The organism is Eubacterium ramulus, assembly GCF_003122485.1.
In the GTDB taxonomy this organism is placed as follows: domain Bacteria; phylum Bacillota; class Clostridia; order Lachnospirales; family Lachnospiraceae; genus Eubacterium_I; species Eubacterium_I ramulus_A.
In genome coordinates this window covers 1-16,171 of the sequence record NZ_JRFU01000049.1, presented here as the reverse complement: position 1 = coordinate 16,171, position 16,171 = coordinate 1, and the positions used below count along the sequence as shown (strand labels likewise).

Sequence of the window (16,171 nt, the reverse complement as noted above, 5' to 3'; positions counted from 1 at the left end):
GCTTAACTATATCTTTTTATAACTTATTATAATTTTACCCTTACATTTATCCTTATCTTGTGTTATGATGAAAACAGAAACGAGGTGTGCATATGTTTGTGAATAAAGAAGCAGTAGGAAAACGAATTTTACAGATACGCAAGAAATACGGTTACAGTATGCAGAAGTTTGGGGAAATCATAGATAATGCCCCGAAAGGCTCTGTAAACAGTTGGGAAAAGGGTGTGAATCTTCCCAATGAGAAACGCTTGAAGCAGATTGCCACGTTGGGCAATATGACGCTGAATGAACTTCTGTATGGTTCATTTAAAGAATATGTAGATATGCTTATCACAGAAAAACTGGGGATTGAACTGCCGGAAGAATTTACCAGAACTTTCTATTCTCTTTTAGAGCAGAACGGATTTACCTACGGGGATGATGTCGAGATTGTCCGGCTTGTAAACGGCTTTCTGACTTATCATAACCTTACAACAAAAGAAACCGCCATTTTCTATCAGCCAACTGCATACTCCGGCGATTATTTTGACGGTATCATACAAAAAGAGGATTCTTCCGTTCTGGTCTGCCGGGCATATGCAGATAAGGCAAACAACACCTTACATATCATTCCGGCTTTTGAGAATGGACAGACTGAGGAAGTAGCAGACTTCTTTCATGCACTGAAAAGCATAACCGCTCCACACAACAACAATTATTTCACTTCCGGCTTTCTGACACTCGGACTGGCATTGAGAGATTCCAAAGTAATTATCTATGGAATTGATGAAAAACAGGGAACAGCACAGGTAATCCCTTACGAATATGATTGCGAATCAGACGCTTATATCCAGAATGAACATCTGTCATATACCAGACAGGATAGCTTTTTCCGAGAAGCCACGAAAGAAGCGGTCTATCGGAAAATGCAATCCGACAGAAGTAACCCATAAGATAAACAAGAGGACTTGCAAGGTTTGTGACCTTTCAAGTCCTCTTATGTATCATGATGGTATTGGCTGTGTCCGTTCCGTAAAGGACTGCCCTACGGCGTCTCGGCTTCGCCTTGTTCCTTTACCTCACTAATAATAATGTTCTGATAGCAGAACTCTTACTTATACTTTTATCTTACTATTCTTTCAATTTTTACCGTTTCACCATCAATATTATACTTAAAAAAATAAAATTTAATAACATTTCCTTCTGATACTTGTTCTAGATCACCTTTACACTTAGTACAATCTAAACTAACTTTTGTCGTATCAAAAAATAGACTACTTTCTTCCTTCTCATTTAGTTCTATTAAAAGTGTATCAAAAGTTTTCTCTACAACAACCCCACTCAAATGAAACCAATGAGAATTATCATCTCCACTAGAACGCAACTCCATATTTTGACGATTCTCCTTAAAAACATTTCCTTTTACGCCAAGCACAATTAATACTATTGCAAGCAAAAGTATGATTAACAAAATCAATCGTTTCTTATCCATTAAATGTAGTCCCCGATATGTCTGTCCAACTATCAAAATCAAAATTCAAATAACGTACTGTATCCCCCCATCCATCAAATACCATCAATGTATGTACTGTATTTCCAGAATTATATGCTCGCAAAGTTGCATATCCCTCTGCTGCCATTGAATGCCCCGCACGTTCTCCAGTATCACTGCTAATTATACCACAATGGACAACTGCTATATCTCCTCTATCAATGCAATTAGTGAAAAAATTATAATTGGGACTATAGTCAGTATTTTGTGTTACAGAAACATTCTTTCCAGCACAAAAGTCCACAAATCCAGGTCCAATATTGCCAATAGTTGTTGAACCATATGTTATTCCTCCACTCTCCGATGAAACTGTCGTTCCTGTTGAATCCCAAATATCCATATAATCACCTGCAATATCTGTATAATCAACAGCATTATAATATGCACCACATGCTAATAATGCACTAACTGCACATGCATAATGTCCTGTTACACTTTCTATATACGGCTCATTAAAGGAAATAAATTCTTGAAGATGATTTGTTGAAACAAGCGTGTAGTTTTCATAAACTTCATCAATATCTAGCAAAACCTCATCCCAAGTAGCTGGGTCTTTTCCCCTACTCTCATTCAAGGACAGTACTGTTTTTTCTAATGTTTCACCATAATTCGTTCTAATCTTTCCCAAATTATCAACAATACCATATTCAAACGGAGCTATTTTATATATTTCAGAGGTATTTGCTTTTTCACTAAATACATTTGCTTCACTTTGATAAATCACCTCATATGGATTTGCTGAATTATTACCAAATGAGTATTCTGATATCAAAGATTCACACGTAGTATCAAAAACTACATATCCATATGGTTTGTTTTCTAAATTGTAATTTACAATATATCCAATAGCTTGACCTGTTGTATCATAAAATTTTCTCGGATTATTAGCAACAATATTGCTATTTTCTCCTATTCCCTTTGCAAAACGTTCTGCCATCTGTATCGCCAAATCATCCGTAACATTTACAACAGAAGTATTCTCCGATGCATGGACAGGAACTATTGACATAATAGTCAATATAAAGATTGTCAAAAGTGAAGCAAATCGTTTAAAAATTTTTCTCATAAATATCCTTCCTCCTTAGATTATATATTTACTTTAATATTATATCTTATTCCCTATTTTGTCTATATTTTTTTATGTTTATTTCAAATATTTCATTCTATTTTATTTTTATCAAACTATTTTCAAACAAATCCAAACAAAGAATCTCGGGGCAAATTTCGGTCAAATCAGGATAAATAAATATAACACTTTATATGTAAGTCAATTTTAAAAAAGCCTGTAATTCCGGGCTTTACAACACTTTGTAACACAATATAAACCAGTTCGATAATCCCTAAATCTGCACTGTAATTCCATAGAGCTACAAAAACATTAGACACGACCTCCTCCTTGTCTTCATATGGCAAAGCACTTCCAATAATATTCTCGACTATGTATACAACATATCTGTAGTATTTGTTCATACATATTTTTAAAGCGCGCTCATCTTTATTTTTTAGTTCGAGCATCAGTTGTTTCTCATCTATGTTAAATAACATGCTTCTACCTCATAAATTCAGTGAATACTATAGCAGTGGTTTAATAATGGGAATGTGTATTTTCAAAAAAGGGAACCGAGAAACCAAGTTAAAAAGCTTCAATTAAAATCAGGATAAGTACTCACCAGCACTTGAAATATTTTCCACTATTAAAATGTAATAGAAAATGATTTGATTGTAAAGGCATCAGAGGACAGATTAGTTACCATGCCGTAATAGTAATCTGTTGCCTGTGTCGTAAATCCTGAACGCAAACCACTTGCTGTAATCTCACGCACAAATTCTGATGAAGGTCCAGCTACGTATGCGCGTACTCTTGAACGATGAAAAGCAGAACGGCTCAAAGTGTAATTTATAGTTATGTATCTGCCGCTATTACAATAAAGTCCCATACTGTTATTTGATGGTGTTAATATGGCGACTTCGCCATTTTTCAATGTGATTCCGCGCCAAGTATATCGGGCATATGCATTTGGAATAACACCTTCTTCAACAACTTTCTGCAGGCTTTCGTCAGCAAACACAGTGTACTTCCATTCAATCATATTAGGGTCATCTGTAAGCGGCTCTGCTGCAAAAACATTAACACTTAGCGACAGCATCATAACGAGTGTTAGGATAAAACTGATTATTTTTTTATAAGCCTTCATATATGTACACGACTCCTTTCCAAGGTTCCCTTTGTAATAAGATACACAGTAAATATTGTAACGGTTGCATTTATTTAAAAAATTAAAAAAGATAATTTTTAATTTTTGTTTTTTGAATTTTTTGATTGGTAAAATAAGAAAATGGATTATAAAGAGTTGCACTCTAGGTACCTCCTACGTACAGAATAAGTATCAAATACAAAGGAGTGAAATCATTATGATTAAAAAATTAAGAGTAGCCGTGGATCACGGGAACCGGAACATGAAAACCTGTCATTTTATCTTTACCACAGGACTGACGGAACAGGATAAAAAGCCTGCCAGGGGAGAGAAGTATCTGAAATATCAGGGAAAGTATTATACCCTTAGTGAGAAGCGGATTCCGTACCAGAGGGACAAGACGCAGGACAGCCGGAACCGATTCTGGATTCTGACCTTATTTGCCATTGCAATGGAGCTGGAGCAGAAAAGCCAGATCCAGCCGGAGGATGTCATTCAGGTGGAACTTCCGATTGGGCTTCCGCCGAAGCATTTTGCAGAGCTTTGTGAGAGATATGAACGCTATTTCAAAGGGGACGGGAAGGTGCAGGAACTGTGCTTCAACGATAAAGTCTATCACCTCTGTATACAGAATGTAATGGCGTTTCCGCAGGATTATGCAGCCATGATGACGAGGATGATGGAAATCCGTGAGATTCCGAAAGTCGTAGGGATTGATATTGGCGGATTTACTTCTGATTATCTTCTGATGAGAAGTGGCAGACCGGATATGGATTATTGTGATTCTCTGGAAAAAGGTGTGATTACCATGTATAACGATATCATTTCCAGTATTAACAGTGAATATGACATGCTTCTGGAGGAGGCAGATATCGACAGTATCATCAAGGGAAAAACGCAGTATTATGAGGAAGCTGTTGTACAGGCAGTAGAAACCATGGTTCAGAATTTTGTTACCGATCTTCTGAACAGCATCCGAGAGCGGGGCATTGATACAAAATCTACTTATACGGTGTTTATCGGCGGCGGAGCAGTGCTTCTGGAACGATTTCTGGAGCAGGCAGACCGGTTGGGAAAACATACCTTTATCCGGGATATGAAAGCAAATGCCGATGGATATGATCTTTTGTATCGCATGACACAGGCTGGAGTGTGATTTTATGGGAAAGAAAAATCCGTTTGTATTCACTATTGGTTTTGATAAGTCGGATCCAGATCACGTGTATGTGACAGAACTTCTGAATACGACAGAGAAAAAAGCAAAACTGATCGTTGCGGCAATTCTGGCATATACGGGAAGAACGGATGAGACAGGTAATGGCAGTATAAGCATGGAACCGGATATGCTCCGGCCAATGATGCAGCAAATCATCCGGGAAGAAGTAAGAAAGGTATTGGAAGGGCAGGACGTTTCTAAGATAAATAGAGAAATGCCCACAGAAGTTGATTTGATGGAAGAAGAACCGCTGCGGATGGATCAGACTATGAGACAGAATGTAGTGGATGCTATCAGTGCATTTCGCAGGGCATAAAAAAGCAGGAGAGATACACATGCTTATGGCAGTGTACTCTCCTGTTCTTTGTATCAGAATGGGAATAGACAGAAAACTCACAGACTATTCACAGATTACTCACAGATTGTCTTTGTATAATGTGTAGATGATGAAGGATACGGGAGAGCCTTAACTTAGGTTCTTGAATCCATCCAGAAGTCCACGCAGTGTAGAAAGGGCAAGCTGTTTCTGCTCCTCCGGGCAGGAATTTAGTTCTGCCATGATTTGCTGCATGGTAGAATCCGGGTTCGTTTTCTGGTTAGAAAATATAGCATCTATGGAAATATGTAAGTAAGTTGCCAAGGCATAAAGTGTTTCCAACTGTGGATTGCCAATATAGTTTTCAATATCAGAGACAGTCCGTAAAGAAATCTTTGCCTGTTCCGCAAGGCTGTTTTGCGAAAGATTGCGGCGGAGACGTTCTTCCCTGACTGCATCTCCCAATAATTTTTTCACCATCTATATCACCTCACTTAATGCATATATTTTATCGTAGATTAACACTATACGAAATGCGTTAAAGTGCGTTATGATAAGCAGGATAACACATGCACAAATAGAGAAACATGGAAGTAAGTACGACAGACATGAATGGACAGCATAAGATAAAAGCCAAAGAGGAACTGAATCTGTTAAAAAAATCTTATCCATACAATGTGTCGGAGAGAAGTTAGAATATGCAGTATATGAGATACTATCATCGCATATCCTACACAATTACATAGAAAGAGAAGTATCGGCTGGACTACGAATAGAGTGGTCCAGCCTTTCTTTTTTTCGAAAAAATGAAGGCAGTGTCACGTTTTGTTGCCGCTCACCGCCATCCTCGGAATTTTTTGGAACGTGATAAAAAATTTCGGAGGATAAAACAAATGAACAAAAAAACATATACAGGATCAAAGATACAAAATCACTTTACAGCATATCTGATACAGTTTGTCCGTGGAAAACGACATGATTATCTGGAGAAGAAAATCCAGATGGCTGATGCAGAAGAACTGTTGGAGGATATTGGACAGATGGAGGCAAGAATTGTAATCGAAGAATTGCTGGAGAACCAAACGAGGGAGCAGCTTTTATTGCAGGAGGCACAGGGGAAATATCCAGAATGGAATAAGATGTCAGATGAAAGACTGATGAAAGCGCTTCATACGCTGCGGGATGAAGAACGGAAGCTGATTTACCAGCATGTGTTTGAAGAACGTACTTTTGAGGAAATGAGCAGGCTAAACGGGTTATCAGAGGAGCGATGCAAGGGTATTTATTATTATGCAATCCGGAAGATCCGCAAGGTGATGGGAGGTGAAAACTAATGAATTTTGAACGATTACTTTTAAAGGCAAAAGAAGGAAATGCAGATGCGGTACTGAAGATTTTAGAGATATATAAGCCGCTTTTAATTAAGAATGCGATTGTGAATGGCAGATTTGATGAAGATCTGTATCAGGAACTGGTAAGTACATTGCTTCAGTGTATCCAGAGATTCCAGATAATTGAGTAAGTTATCTTAAACAAAGGCTGCAATCACTCTCAGGGGAGTAACATCCTCTGGGAGTGATTGTTTTTTGAAGGGTGATATTGCCTCAGTTCGAAGCGGCAGACGGTGTTGATCTATTATGTTGCCTGATGCTTTAATGCTCTTTTGTTGTTGCCAGTTCTTTATGAAGATGTAGAGCCATAAACACAGTAACAATAGCAGAAATTACATCGGCAATCGGTTGTGCATATAGTATTCCATTTATGCCCCAGAATGATGGGAGCAACAGAATGATCGGAACAAAGCAAATACCTTGTCGGCAAGCCCCAAGAACGAATCCGGCGGTGCCTTTTCCAAGTGCAAGAAACAGAGAAGAATACACTGTGTAAAATCCAAATACGAAGAAGGAAAATCCATTTGCCATTAGCGATTTTTGACCTACAGAAATCATCTCTGTATTGCCTTCTGTAAATTGCGAAATAATCTGTGTGGAAAATAGGGCTATTGTCAATCCCACAACTACACAAAATATTGTTGACCATAAGATAGAAGTTTTAATTGCTTCCCTGAGCCGATCAAACTTTTTGGCACCATAGCTAAAGCCGGCAATTGGTTGGAAACCTTTTAAGAAGCCGAACACAACCAGAGTTCCCATTGAAGTGATTCTTGTAACAGCGCCCATTCCGGCGATAACAGCATCTCCATAGATATTAGCTTCCCGGTTTATGAATGCGATAGAAAGGCTTGTAAGAAGCTGGAAAGTCAATGTGGGTATACCGATTTTCAGAATTTCAGTTATGATCTGCTTAGAAGGACAAAATTCCTTAATGGAAAATGTAAAAGCGCTTTTTTTCTGTAATGCATAAATTAAATATACAAGAGTAGAAGCCATTTGAGAAATTGCTGTAGCGATTGCCGCACCAGCAACCCCCATGTCGAGAGTATAGATGAAAATAGGATCTAAACCAATATTCAATACAGCTCCTAATAATAATGCACACATAGTTGTTTTTGCGGCGCCTTCACTTGCAACGATATTGTTCATCGTTACATTAAATACATTGAAAATACATGAAATAACATAGATTCTTCCATAAGAAAGGGCGTATGGCATAATCGTGTCTGTTGCACCTAACATGGTTAAAATAGGTTTCAAAAAAATTGCAGTTCCGATAATAATAACTGCGCCAATACAAACACTGCTGTATAATGCAGTACTGGCGACTTTACTTGCAGCTTCCCTATCTCCTCGCCCTAAAAGTCTTGATAAGTAGGAGGCGGCACCATTGCCAAACATCAGACCTAAACCAACAACTACTTGTCCTAAAGGAAACGCAATGGAAATTGCACCCATTTGACTCTCGCCAAGTCCTCCTATGAAATAAGCATCCACCAAATTGTAGAGAGCGTTAATAAGCATACCAATCATTATCGGTATACCAAGAGCCATTAGTGCTTGGGGAACAGGTGCATTTCCTAATAAATCCATTTTGTTGTTATTCTTGTTCATTTCAAATACTCCTTTCAATTAAGAATATAAATTATAGTAGTATAAATTATAGTATACTACGTGAGAGAATACTACTATAATTTATAGTAGTTGTCAAGCGTGTATCCTGCAATTTCCTTGACAAGAGGTATAAAATCAAATACTATAAATTACAGTATATATAACCGTAAGTATTTTATAGCTTTCGTGGATATAGAAAGTGGGTGAACTATGGCTACAATAGATTTAATTGTGTTAGGAATATTGAAAAAGGAACCGATGGGAGCCTATGATATTCAAAAATTAGTGGAATATCGTAATATATCAAAATGGGTAAAAATCAGTACACCATCCATTTACAAAAAAGCAATTCAGTTGGAGGAAAAAGGCTTCATTAAAGGAGAAATTGTGAAAGAAGGTAAGATGCCTGAAAAAGCAGTTTATTCATTAACAGATGAAGGCGAAAAAGAATTTGTAAAGCTTATGATGGAAACAGCCTCTAAACCCATTCACTTTTTTTTAGATTTTAATGCAGTAATTGTAAATTTGGATAAGTTACCGCCTGAAAGTCAACAATCATGTATTGCCAGTATTGAGGAAAATATTGAAATATTAAAAACTTATCTGGAGGAAAATCTTCGAGAGAAAGAGAATGATCCGGAAATCCCTAAGACTGGTATGGCAGTATTGCAACAGCAGATAGTTTTGGCGGATGCTATTGAAAAATGGATTATTTCTCTAAAAAAAGACTTTTGATGAAGAAGTCACTAGCTGATTTCTTATTAGGTCTGCAGGATTGGGAAGAAACAGGGATGGATGCCGACCTATGTTCCGGCTTTGTAGCCAGAACATAGAAATTTTCTTAGTGGGGAATCTCCCTCAAACCCGGTGCTCCTTATATCCTGCAGATTAAACTTCAAATTTATACCCATATCCAACTACTGTTTTTATGTAATTCTTGTCGCTGGAATACTTTTTTATCTTCTTGCGTATTTGAAAAATAGTGTTTTCCACGGCGTGGAAATAACCATTTGCTTTTTCATGCCAAACTGCTTCATAAATCTGTTGTTTAGTAAAAGCCATCCCTGGATTAGAATATAGCATATAAAGTACATCAAATTCTTTTACAGAAAAGTTAATGTCTTTTCGTACTATTAAGCCGTAGGTCGTAAAGGTCTGCGACTTTAACTTTACCCGGAAAGGAGCTGCCACATATATAGGCAGTGCTGTAATTTTAACAGTAACGGTCACCAATCTATGGGGATGGCTTGTATATCCGGCTGAAATGCTAAAAAATCAGTGGTTCTTATTTATCACTTCACTCTGCCCCGGTAATTATGTGTTTGCCGTTTCTGGCTCTTGCAGCTATTGCGATTCTACTGGTCTATTACCAGACTATTTGCAGGTAAAGCATTGCTCTGGTTTTGAATTTGAGTTTTGGCAGTCTAATAATAGCATTTTAGATTAGCTGTGATAAGGTGAAACAGATTAGGAGGAAAGTAAATTGCATTACAAAGACAAAAACCTACAGATAGATATTCGCTGTCATACTGTTTTTATGAATGATCAAAAGATTGAATTGAGTCTGAAAGAATTTACGGTACTAAAATATCTAACAGAACATCCTGGCTGGGTATTCTCTCACGAGGAGATTTATCGTAATGTCTGGAAGGAAGAACCGATTGACTGTGCTAATGCGGTTATGTGCTGCATTAGCCAGCTTCGTAAAAAGTTAAAAGTAGATTCACGGAACTGGAATTACATCCGCACCGTCCGAGGTGTGGGCTATAAGTTTCAACCACTCTCAGGGGAGTAACATCCTCTGGGAGTTTTTTGTCATATTTGTTGCACTTTTCGGCTCTGGTACGTACAGAAATAGAAAAGAAACATATCCCAAAATGTATACATTTTAGAAGTACGTTCCGGAAAGAGGGATTATATTTCAAAAAGGTTACACACACAGTTTTGAAATATACCAATAAAAGTGTGGATATTTTGGGACATGGAAAGGAGAAATGTGGATGCAGATATATGGATATCACCGTACCAGTACAAAGGAGCAGCATCTTGACCGTGGCATACAGGAAATTGAGCGGTACTGTAACGAGCATGAGATGGCACTTACGAATATTTTTACGGATCAGGAGACAGGGAAGAATTTTAATCGTCCGAGATATACCGTTTTAGTGGAGGATGTCCTGCGGCCGGGAGATATTTTGATTGTTACAGAATTGGACAGACTGGGAAGAAACAAGTATGACACCATGCAACAGATCCAGCGGATTAAGAACATGGGAGTGCGGCTTATGGTTCTGGAACTGCCGACTACGCTTATGGATTTATCTGTGATGGATAATGCGATGGCAAGGATGATGCTGGAAACAATCAATAACATGATGCTGGAGCTTTATGCTTCTATGGCGCAGGCAGAGCTGGAGAAAAAGGAGAAGCGACAGCGGGAAGGGATAGAAGCGAAGAAATTGCGGGGCGAATGGGATGATTATGGAAGACCAAGTGTGATGAAGCAGGAAACTTTTGATGAGAACTTTCAAAGCGTAGTTTCTGGAGAAACGACACCTACACAGCTTCGTAAAAATTTGGGAATGACGCACTCAACTTTTTATCGCTATCGAAAAACTTTTTATGAAAAATACCCGGAACTTTCAAATTCTGCAAATTAAAGTCCTATTACTTATATAGACCAAAGAATTTCAGGAGGAAAGAAATATGAGTGAAAAGAGAATAGGTACTTTAATTTATGATCCATCAATGGGAAGATTTGATATCCGGTTTGGGATTGAATCTTATTATGGAGGTCTTCATTGCGGAGAATGTTTTGATGTGAAGGTAAAGGATGCATGGATTCCGGTTCGGATTGAAATGGATGAAGACTGGTATCTGGTAGGGCTTCCTAAGACGAGTCTCAGTGGACTGACGGTTCGAATGTAGGAGGAGCATATGATGGAAGCTAAAAAGAAATATGAAAAGCCGGCATTCCGATTGGTGACAGATTTGGGGAGTATTTTGGAATGTCTGTATGAGGTATATGGAACGGATGGAACGATGTTGATTGCTGGGAACAAGTTATCGGATACGGTAATCTATCCGTTTATCCGCATGATTAAAAAGAAATGCAAAGCAGTGGATGCGGAAAAGCTGAATCTGATGCTCTGGAAGATTTATATGGTAAGTTCGAGAAAAGAAGAATTTGTGACGGCTGCTAAGAAAGAGCTGCAGCCTTATTTGACCAAGAAAGATGAAAAACAGATTGACACCACATATGACACCACATATACTATAGATAGGAGGCATTAAAGATGTCGAAATGGGATAAACTATTGACAAGAATTTGCTCATTATCGAAAGACCTTCGTTTTGATGAACTAAGAAAAGTATTAGAAAGTTATGGATATGAGATAAATGCTCCGAGAAGTGGGAGCAGCCATTATACATTCCGTAAAGCGGGATGCCAGCCGATAACAATACCGAAACACGAACCAATCAAGAAAATTTATGTTGAAATGGTAAAGCAGATTGTAGAAAGTGAGGCGAAAAACGATGAAGACACTGAATGATTATTTGGCAATGTCCTATCGCATGGAAATTGTGGAAGATAAGGATGAAGGTGGATTTGTGGTTTCTTATCCGGAACTGCCGGGATGCATCACCTGTGGAGAGACGATAGAAAGGGCAGTTGAAAATGCAGCGGATGCAAAAAAAGCATGGTTAGAAGCTGCACTGGAAGAAGGGATTGAGATTCACGAACCGGGAAGCCTGGAAGAGTATTCGGGACAGTTTAAAATAAGGATGCCACGCAGCTTACACCGGGATCTGGCGGAACACTCAAAAAAAGAAGGCATCAGTATGAATCAATACTGTATATATCTTCTTTCAAAGAATGATGCGCTGTTAGTAAAATAAATATACAAGAATATAGATGAAAAGAGCCGTCCGGATGGGCGGCTCGAAGTATTCTTTCTTTGATTAAAAATGATATTGTTCTAGCAGATAGATAGGAAGTGTTTGTACGTTTCCAACGGTTCCGCCTTTGGTATCACCTTTCAGATATAGTAGTTTATTGGCCTTCCCCTGTTCCAATGCCTTCAAGGCAGTAGATGCAGTTCCCTTACCGGCTTTAACTTCAATCAGATAGCGGATGTGAGTTTTCAATGTCTGAGCTACAAAATCAATTTCACCACCTTTATAAGTAGCAAAAGCCGGTGTCTCAAAGATAATTTCTTCCGGGAATTCCTGGCGTTTGGACAAGTTAATGTAAACATAGTTTTCGTTCAATGAGCCATCCATAGTTGATACAGTAGCACCAGTTCTGGAGAGATAATAATATGCAACTCCAAGATCCATGAAGAAGCAGCGGCTTCCCGGTTTGAAATTCAAGATGTCCAGTTCTGTGATTTTGCCACAGAAACCGATGATTCCAGAATGGTAAAGCCAGTTGATAGCACGATAGCAGGTTGCTTTAGAAAGATTACTGGAGTAATTCTTTGTAACGAGCTTTTGCAGTTCTTCACTTATACTGTCCTCATCTAATCCTTTCTTTTCACGAAGCAGAATACGGCAGATGCTTAAAAAGATGTTGGTAAAAACACTAATATCTGTGATGTCATCAAAGTACCGCATAGATTCGTTTAAGAAAATGCGGATGATTCTAACAAGCTCTTTTTGAGCTGCTTCCACGTCTTTTGTGTTAAGGTATGTTTCCACAACCTTTGGATAGCCGCCAATCTGTCTATAGATGTCGTAAACATTCTTTAATTCGTCATATAGTTCCGGTACGGTGTCATCTGCATGATCCAGTGGAAGTGATAGATACTTCTGAAAAAGCTGGTCATCCAATGCTTCCAAAAACTCTTTAAAGGAAAGGGTATAAATACGGATACTGGTAATATCTCCACTGGAGAATTTGAATTCCGGTTCCAGTACACGTCCCAGATAACTTCCAGTTACAATGAAATGCGCTTGAAAATAGCGGGTAAATTCTCGGATACGGTTGAATATCTCTGAGGATTCCTGAATTTCATCAATAATGATGACTGTATCGTTGGTATCTTCAAAATCCGGATCGAAGAGTTTAAAAGCATCGTGAAGCGGCTGCTCCGGTCGTTTTGTACCGGGAGTCCAGTCTGTGGCTTTTTTGTAACATTCCATAAATTGTTTGCCGGACAAATCAAACAGGTTAATGTAGATCTTGTGCCTGAAGTTCTCATCCGCAAATTTATTGATAATATATGTTTTTCCGACCTGTCTGGCACCATTCACTTCCAAGGTGCTGTGGACGGTATCGTTTTTCCAATCCAGAAGCTGATCGTAAACTTTTCTTTTCAGATACATGGGAAATGCTCCTTTCTTTCAACTGTTCCTATTATATCAAAATATGAATGGATAATATAGAGGGTAATTTCTGATAAATGATGAATTGTCTAGTCTGAGCAGTTCTTCACGGGTATTCCGGTTTCTGTCATTACTTTTTCGTACTGAAGAAGCTGTTCCCAGGTCAGCCATTCCGGTTTCTGATCTGTGGGAAAACCATTCCATAATTCTTTCATACGGGCAATATGGTTTTGAACGCTATGATTGCATAGGATAGACGGACTGCGATTTCCGTAGCCCAGATAGTATTCACAGTCAGACTGTAATTTACTTAACATCCGGTACTCGAATTCATAGGAACTTCTTTGATACGGAGCCGGATGAAATGTGTACTCCTGCTGTATGGGATGGGAAGGTTCTCCATCAATATGGTTAAAAGATAAAGAATAAAGATTCGGTTCAGGCTCTTTGCCAAGGTCAATATCCTTCCACAACTTTCCGAATTGGTCCTTATATACCGGACAGGAAAAATCATCCATGCCAGTATACTCAAGCACTAATTTTGTTTTTGCATTTTCATTCATTCTATTAGACCATCCTTTCCTTTATTGCAGACATTGAGGTATATTATTGGGCGCTGTTTCTGCATTCCACTGCAGCTTCGCACGTACATCCATCAGGATGATTCCTAACTGGTTTTCTCCGCAGTTATTGACTTTGCCCCAGAAATAGTCACCCCAGTTGTTTCCTTCAATAAGTGTGGACTCTCCGGTTGCAAGAAGTTTATCCCGGAGTTCCGGGTTCTGCATGAATTTGCACATGCAGATTTCATACATGAGCCGGACTTTCACTTTTTCCCAGTCCGGGCGTAATGTAAGATCTCTGCCGAGTTTCTTTGCATCAGAAGGATTATGCATCCGAAAAATACAGAATTTGCGTTGCTCTCTCGCAGAGAGTGTTTTCTGCGCTTGAAAAGCAGCTTCATTATTTGCATAGGTTTGTCCCATGTAAGAGACCGGTGCCGGATAGAAATTGCTTAGAAAAGCATAATCTCCCCGAAATTCATTGATCTGTGTAGGTATGCGCTTGCTTGTATTTGTTTGATTCATTATAAATTCCTCCTTTGTAAAAGAGGTGCGGCCTTTCAGCCACACCTCAAAATAATTCTCATCTATTGCAGAGATGGTTATGCAATCATCTCCAAAAATTCAGCTTCTGTAAGAATTGGAATACCAAGGCTCTGGGCTTTTGCCAGTTTGCTGCCGGCTTTTTCCCCGCAGATCAGGTAATCGGTTTTCTTTGTTACAGAGCTGCCAGGTTTGGCACCAAGCTCCAGAATCTTATCGTTGATACCGTCTCTGGTAAAATGCTCCAGTTTCCCTGTTGCTACGATGGTACATCCTGTAAATTTGTTTTCTTTTGTCATAATGGTCTCTTCCTTTCTTTGTTCAAATGTGAATTCGTTCTGTAAGTTTTTCCATAAATCAAGATTTGCTTCATCTGCAAACCAGGAATGGATGTTGTGATTTAAGATTTCGCCAAAATCCTCTAACTGAGTGAAGTCGTAATCTCCGACAGCCGCCTGTTCAAATGCAGTTAAATTTCCGGAAAATACGGTGTCCAGAATCCGGCTTTTGGTTCTGCCGATCATAGGAATATCCATGGAAACCAGATAGCGGACAAAGCTGGTCCTCCGGCTGGCGTTGATGGATTCCCACAAGCGGTCGAAAGATTTCTCACCATATCCGTCCAGTGCCACAATATCTTCCCGGTGTTCCTCCAGATGATAGATGTCCTGAAAAGAGTGCAGATAGCCCAGATTCAGGAATTTTTCTAAAGTGGCTTCTGACAGTCCTTCGATGTTCATTGCCTTCTTGCTGGCAAAATGGACAAACCTTCTTGTGATCTGGCTGTCGCACTGCGGATTATCACAATGCAGAGTTTCTACGGTGCGACCGTCGCTGGTCTTACGGCTGTAGGTTCTGGTTTTGGAACCACAGCAAGGGCAGACCGGAGGCGTGATGTCGGTATACCTTCCACGATCCAGATTATCCTCTATATGTGGGATGATCATGTTTCGTTTGGAAACAAGAATCCGGCATCCGGGTACAAGCTCCAGATTTTTGATAAAGGTCAGATTATGAAGGGAAGCTCTGGAAACATCACAGCCGTCAATCTCCACGGTATCGAAGATGCCAACCGGAGCAATCTCTCCGAATCTGGTCGGTGTCCATTCAATTTCACGCAAGAAAGTTTCGTAGGTATCATCCTCAAACTTATAGGCGAGGCCGTCCTTATAGTGGTGTCCGGTTTTTCCGCAGCTTTTGGAGTAGCTGAGACTGTCAAAAATCATGACAATGCCATCGATAGGAAGATGTAAATTTGCTGCTGTGGATACCAATTCCTGAATGAATTTCTCCGCATATTCTTTTGAAAGTCCGGTTCCTGAAATTGAGAAAAACGGGCAGTAACCAAAGCCCAGGTGTGTTAAACCTTCTAATTTGCAGGCTCTGCTGTCCGGGAAGGGAACATCCTCCATTCCTTCTAATACATTGAACGGAAGAAAGCGAACACAACGTCCGATACAGTTCTTCGGAT

Annotated in this window: 23 protein-coding genes; 12 read left to right on the top strand and 11 right to left on the bottom strand. The window is 39.1% G+C overall.

Annotation, left to right across the window (positions count from 1 at the left end; translation table 11 throughout):
- Positions 1 to 92 precede the first annotated feature (92 nt).
- Positions 93 to 932, top strand: a complete 840-nt coding sequence (locus LG34_RS04560; protein ID WP_109215049.1) for a helix-turn-helix domain-containing protein — start codon at positions 93 to 95, stop codon at positions 930 to 932.
- A gap of 170 nt (positions 933 to 1,102) precedes the next feature.
- Here LG34_RS04560 and LG34_RS04555 read toward each other — a convergent pair whose 3' ends face one another.
- The 4 genes from LG34_RS04555 to LG34_RS04540 form a co-directional block, all read right to left on the bottom strand.
- Positions 1,103 to 1,471 carry a hypothetical protein gene (locus LG34_RS04555; protein ID WP_004844112.1) on the bottom strand — a complete coding sequence of 123 codons (369 nt, stop codon included), beginning with the start codon at positions 1,469 to 1,471 and terminating at the stop codon, positions 1,103 to 1,105.
- Entirely contained in the window at positions 1,464 to 2,597 is a 1,134-nt protein-coding gene (locus LG34_RS04550) for a hypothetical protein (RefSeq protein WP_004844113.1), read from the bottom strand. Before LG34_RS04550 ends, LG34_RS04555 begins: the two co-directional genes overlap by 8 nt.
- A 167-nt stretch (positions 2,598 to 2,764) precedes the next feature.
- Positions 2,765 to 3,076, bottom strand: a complete 312-nt coding sequence (locus LG34_RS04545; RefSeq protein ID WP_109215048.1) for a hypothetical protein — start codon at positions 3,074 to 3,076, stop codon at positions 2,765 to 2,767.
- 149 nt (positions 3,077 to 3,225) lie between these two features.
- Complete coding sequence (locus tag LG34_RS04540) at positions 3,226 to 3,726, bottom strand: hypothetical protein (protein ID WP_020436705.1); 501 nt, start codon at positions 3,724 to 3,726, stop codon at positions 3,226 to 3,228.
- Positions 3,727 to 3,943: 217 nt separating this feature from the next.
- Here LG34_RS04540 and LG34_RS04535 point away from each other — a divergent pair, with 217 nt between their 5' ends.
- Together LG34_RS04535 and LG34_RS04530 are read left to right on the top strand one after the other, a co-directional pair.
- Complete coding sequence (locus LG34_RS04535; RefSeq protein ID WP_020436706.1) at positions 3,944 to 4,882, top strand: ParM/StbA family protein; 939 nt, start codon at positions 3,944 to 3,946, stop codon at positions 4,880 to 4,882.
- A 4-nt stretch (positions 4,883 to 4,886) separates the two neighbouring features.
- Positions 4,887 to 5,258: a hypothetical protein gene (locus LG34_RS04530; RefSeq protein ID WP_005333400.1), complete on the top strand. Its 372-nt coding sequence runs from the start codon at positions 4,887 to 4,889 to the stop codon at positions 5,256 to 5,258.
- Positions 5,259 to 5,408: 150 nt separating this feature from the next.
- Here LG34_RS04530 and LG34_RS04525 read toward each other — a convergent pair whose 3' ends face one another.
- Positions 5,409 to 5,738 carry a helix-turn-helix transcriptional regulator gene (locus LG34_RS04525; RefSeq protein WP_005333402.1) on the bottom strand — a complete coding sequence of 110 codons (330 nt, stop codon included), beginning with the start codon at positions 5,736 to 5,738 and terminating at the stop codon, positions 5,409 to 5,411.
- Positions 5,739 to 6,151: 413 nt separating this feature from the next.
- On the opposite strand from LG34_RS04525, the gene LG34_RS04520 reads away from it, so the two are divergent.
- Positions 6,152 to 6,592 (top strand): sigma factor-like helix-turn-helix DNA-binding protein, encoded by a 441-nt coding sequence (locus LG34_RS04520; RefSeq protein WP_023921559.1) that lies wholly within the window; start codon positions 6,152 to 6,154, stop codon positions 6,590 to 6,592.
- Positions 6,592 to 6,780, top strand: a complete 189-nt coding sequence (locus LG34_RS04515) for a helix-turn-helix domain-containing protein (RefSeq protein WP_005333406.1) — start codon at positions 6,592 to 6,594, stop codon at positions 6,778 to 6,780. The genes LG34_RS04520 and LG34_RS04515 overlap by 1 nt, the downstream gene beginning before the upstream one ends.
- Positions 6,781 to 6,910: 130 nt before the next feature.
- Here the strand turns inward: LG34_RS04515 and LG34_RS04510 are convergent, their stop codons facing one another.
- Positions 6,911 to 8,266, bottom strand: coding sequence for an MATE family efflux transporter (locus LG34_RS04510; RefSeq protein ID WP_005333407.1), 1,356 nt, complete (start codon positions 8,264 to 8,266; stop codon positions 6,911 to 6,913).
- 210 nt (positions 8,267 to 8,476) lie between these two features.
- On the opposite strand from LG34_RS04510, the gene LG34_RS04505 reads away from it, so the two are divergent.
- Positions 8,477 to 9,001 (top strand): PadR family transcriptional regulator, encoded by a 525-nt coding sequence (locus LG34_RS04505; RefSeq protein ID WP_005333410.1) that lies wholly within the window; start codon positions 8,477 to 8,479, stop codon positions 8,999 to 9,001.
- A gap of 153 nt (positions 9,002 to 9,154) precedes the next feature.
- Here LG34_RS04505 and LG34_RS17245 read toward each other — a convergent pair whose 3' ends face one another.
- On the bottom strand, positions 9,155 to 9,457 hold the full coding sequence (locus LG34_RS17245; protein ID WP_226861513.1) for a winged helix-turn-helix domain-containing protein: 303 nt from the start codon (positions 9,455 to 9,457) through the stop codon (positions 9,155 to 9,157).
- A 292-nt stretch (positions 9,458 to 9,749) separates the two neighbouring features.
- Here LG34_RS17245 and LG34_RS04495 point away from each other — a divergent pair, with 292 nt between their 5' ends.
- The 6 genes from LG34_RS04495 to LG34_RS04470 all read left to right on the top strand — a co-directional run bounded on the left by LG34_RS04495 (position 9,750) and on the right by LG34_RS04470 (position 12,166).
- Complete coding sequence (locus LG34_RS04495) at positions 9,750 to 10,061, top strand: winged helix-turn-helix domain-containing protein (RefSeq protein ID WP_023921561.1); 312 nt, start codon at positions 9,750 to 9,752, stop codon at positions 10,059 to 10,061.
- Positions 10,062 to 10,266: 205 nt separating this feature from the next.
- Positions 10,267 to 10,926: a recombinase family protein gene (locus LG34_RS04490; protein ID WP_040015506.1), complete on the top strand. Its 660-nt coding sequence runs from the start codon at positions 10,267 to 10,269 to the stop codon at positions 10,924 to 10,926.
- Positions 10,927 to 10,972: 46 nt separating this feature from the next.
- Entirely contained in the window at positions 10,973 to 11,194 is a 222-nt protein-coding gene (locus LG34_RS04485) for a DUF5348 domain-containing protein (protein ID WP_005333419.1), read from the top strand.
- Between the two features lie 9 nt (positions 11,195 to 11,203).
- Positions 11,204 to 11,560, top strand: coding sequence for a hypothetical protein (locus tag LG34_RS04480; protein WP_005333420.1), 357 nt, complete (start codon positions 11,204 to 11,206; stop codon positions 11,558 to 11,560).
- Between the two features lie 2 nt (positions 11,561 to 11,562).
- On the top strand, positions 11,563 to 11,820 hold the full coding sequence (locus tag LG34_RS04475; protein ID WP_005333422.1) for a type II toxin-antitoxin system HicA family toxin: 258 nt from the start codon (positions 11,563 to 11,565) through the stop codon (positions 11,818 to 11,820).
- Positions 11,804 to 12,166 carry a type II toxin-antitoxin system HicB family antitoxin gene (locus LG34_RS04470; protein WP_005333424.1) on the top strand — a complete coding sequence of 121 codons (363 nt, stop codon included), beginning with the start codon at positions 11,804 to 11,806 and terminating at the stop codon, positions 12,164 to 12,166. Before LG34_RS04475 ends, LG34_RS04470 begins: the two co-directional genes overlap by 17 nt.
- Positions 12,167 to 12,229: 63 nt before the next feature.
- Here LG34_RS04470 and LG34_RS04465 read toward each other — a convergent pair whose 3' ends face one another.
- From LG34_RS04465 to LG34_RS04450, 4 genes are all read right to left on the bottom strand, one after another.
- On the bottom strand, positions 12,230 to 13,594 hold the full coding sequence (locus LG34_RS04465; RefSeq protein WP_005333425.1) for an ATP-binding protein: 1,365 nt from the start codon (positions 13,592 to 13,594) through the stop codon (positions 12,230 to 12,232).
- Between the two features lie 89 nt (positions 13,595 to 13,683).
- The gene (locus LG34_RS04460; RefSeq protein WP_005333427.1) at positions 13,684 to 14,157 is read right to left on the bottom strand and encodes an LPD11 domain-containing protein; all 474 of its coding nucleotides are present in this window, start codon (positions 14,155 to 14,157) and stop codon (positions 13,684 to 13,686) included.
- A 21-nt stretch (positions 14,158 to 14,178) separates the two neighbouring features.
- Positions 14,179 to 14,682: an NADAR family protein gene (locus LG34_RS04455; RefSeq protein WP_023921566.1), complete on the bottom strand. Its 504-nt coding sequence runs from the start codon at positions 14,680 to 14,682 to the stop codon at positions 14,179 to 14,181.
- 77 nt (positions 14,683 to 14,759) lie between these two features.
- The coding region (locus LG34_RS04450) for a BRCT domain-containing protein (RefSeq protein WP_109215047.1) at positions 14,760 to 16,171 on the bottom strand (1,412 nt) is incomplete at its 5' end.

Bases quoted from the DNA above. Each gene is read 5' to 3' on its own strand.
- LG34_RS04560 (WP_109215049.1), top strand. From the start codon at position 93: ATGTTTGTGAATAAAGAAGCAGTAGGAAAACGAATTTTACAGATACGC.
- LG34_RS04555 (WP_004844112.1), bottom strand. From the start codon at position 1,471: ATGGATAAGAAACGATTGATTTTGTTAATCATACTTTTGCTTGCAATA.
- LG34_RS04550 (WP_004844113.1), bottom strand. From the start codon at position 2,597: ATGAGAAAAATTTTTAAACGATTTGCTTCACTTTTGACAATCTTTATA.
- LG34_RS04545 (WP_109215048.1), bottom strand. From the start codon at position 3,076: ATGTTATTTAACATAGATGAGAAACAACTGATGCTCGAACTAAAAAAT.
- LG34_RS04540 (WP_020436705.1), bottom strand. From the start codon at position 3,726: ATGAAGGCTTATAAAAAAATAATCAGTTTTATCCTAACACTCGTTATG.
- LG34_RS04535 (WP_020436706.1), top strand. From the start codon at position 3,944: ATGATTAAAAAATTAAGAGTAGCCGTGGATCACGGGAACCGGAACATG.
- LG34_RS04530 (WP_005333400.1), top strand. From the start codon at position 4,887: ATGGGAAAGAAAAATCCGTTTGTATTCACTATTGGTTTTGATAAGTCG.
- LG34_RS04525 (WP_005333402.1), bottom strand. From the start codon at position 5,738: ATGGTGAAAAAATTATTGGGAGATGCAGTCAGGGAAGAACGTCTCCGC.
- LG34_RS04520 (WP_023921559.1), top strand. From the start codon at position 6,152: ATGAACAAAAAAACATATACAGGATCAAAGATACAAAATCACTTTACA.
- LG34_RS04515 (WP_005333406.1), top strand. From the start codon at position 6,592: ATGAATTTTGAACGATTACTTTTAAAGGCAAAAGAAGGAAATGCAGAT.
- LG34_RS04510 (WP_005333407.1), bottom strand. From the start codon at position 8,266: ATGAACAAGAATAACAACAAAATGGATTTATTAGGAAATGCACCTGTT.
- LG34_RS04505 (WP_005333410.1), top strand. From the start codon at position 8,477: ATGGCTACAATAGATTTAATTGTGTTAGGAATATTGAAAAAGGAACCG.
- LG34_RS04490 (WP_040015506.1), top strand. From the start codon at position 10,267: ATGCAGATATATGGATATCACCGTACCAGTACAAAGGAGCAGCATCTT.
- LG34_RS04485 (WP_005333419.1), top strand. From the start codon at position 10,973: ATGAGTGAAAAGAGAATAGGTACTTTAATTTATGATCCATCAATGGGA.
- LG34_RS04480 (WP_005333420.1), top strand. From the start codon at position 11,204: ATGATGGAAGCTAAAAAGAAATATGAAAAGCCGGCATTCCGATTGGTG.
- LG34_RS04475 (WP_005333422.1), top strand. From the start codon at position 11,563: ATGTCGAAATGGGATAAACTATTGACAAGAATTTGCTCATTATCGAAA.
- LG34_RS04470 (WP_005333424.1), top strand. From the start codon at position 11,804: ATGAAGACACTGAATGATTATTTGGCAATGTCCTATCGCATGGAAATT.
- LG34_RS04465 (WP_005333425.1), bottom strand. From the start codon at position 13,594: ATGTATCTGAAAAGAAAAGTTTACGATCAGCTTCTGGATTGGAAAAAC.
- LG34_RS04460 (WP_005333427.1), bottom strand. From the start codon at position 14,157: ATGAATGAAAATGCAAAAACAAAATTAGTGCTTGAGTATACTGGCATG.
- LG34_RS04455 (WP_023921566.1), bottom strand. From the start codon at position 14,682: ATGAATCAAACAAATACAAGCAAGCGCATACCTACACAGATCAATGAA.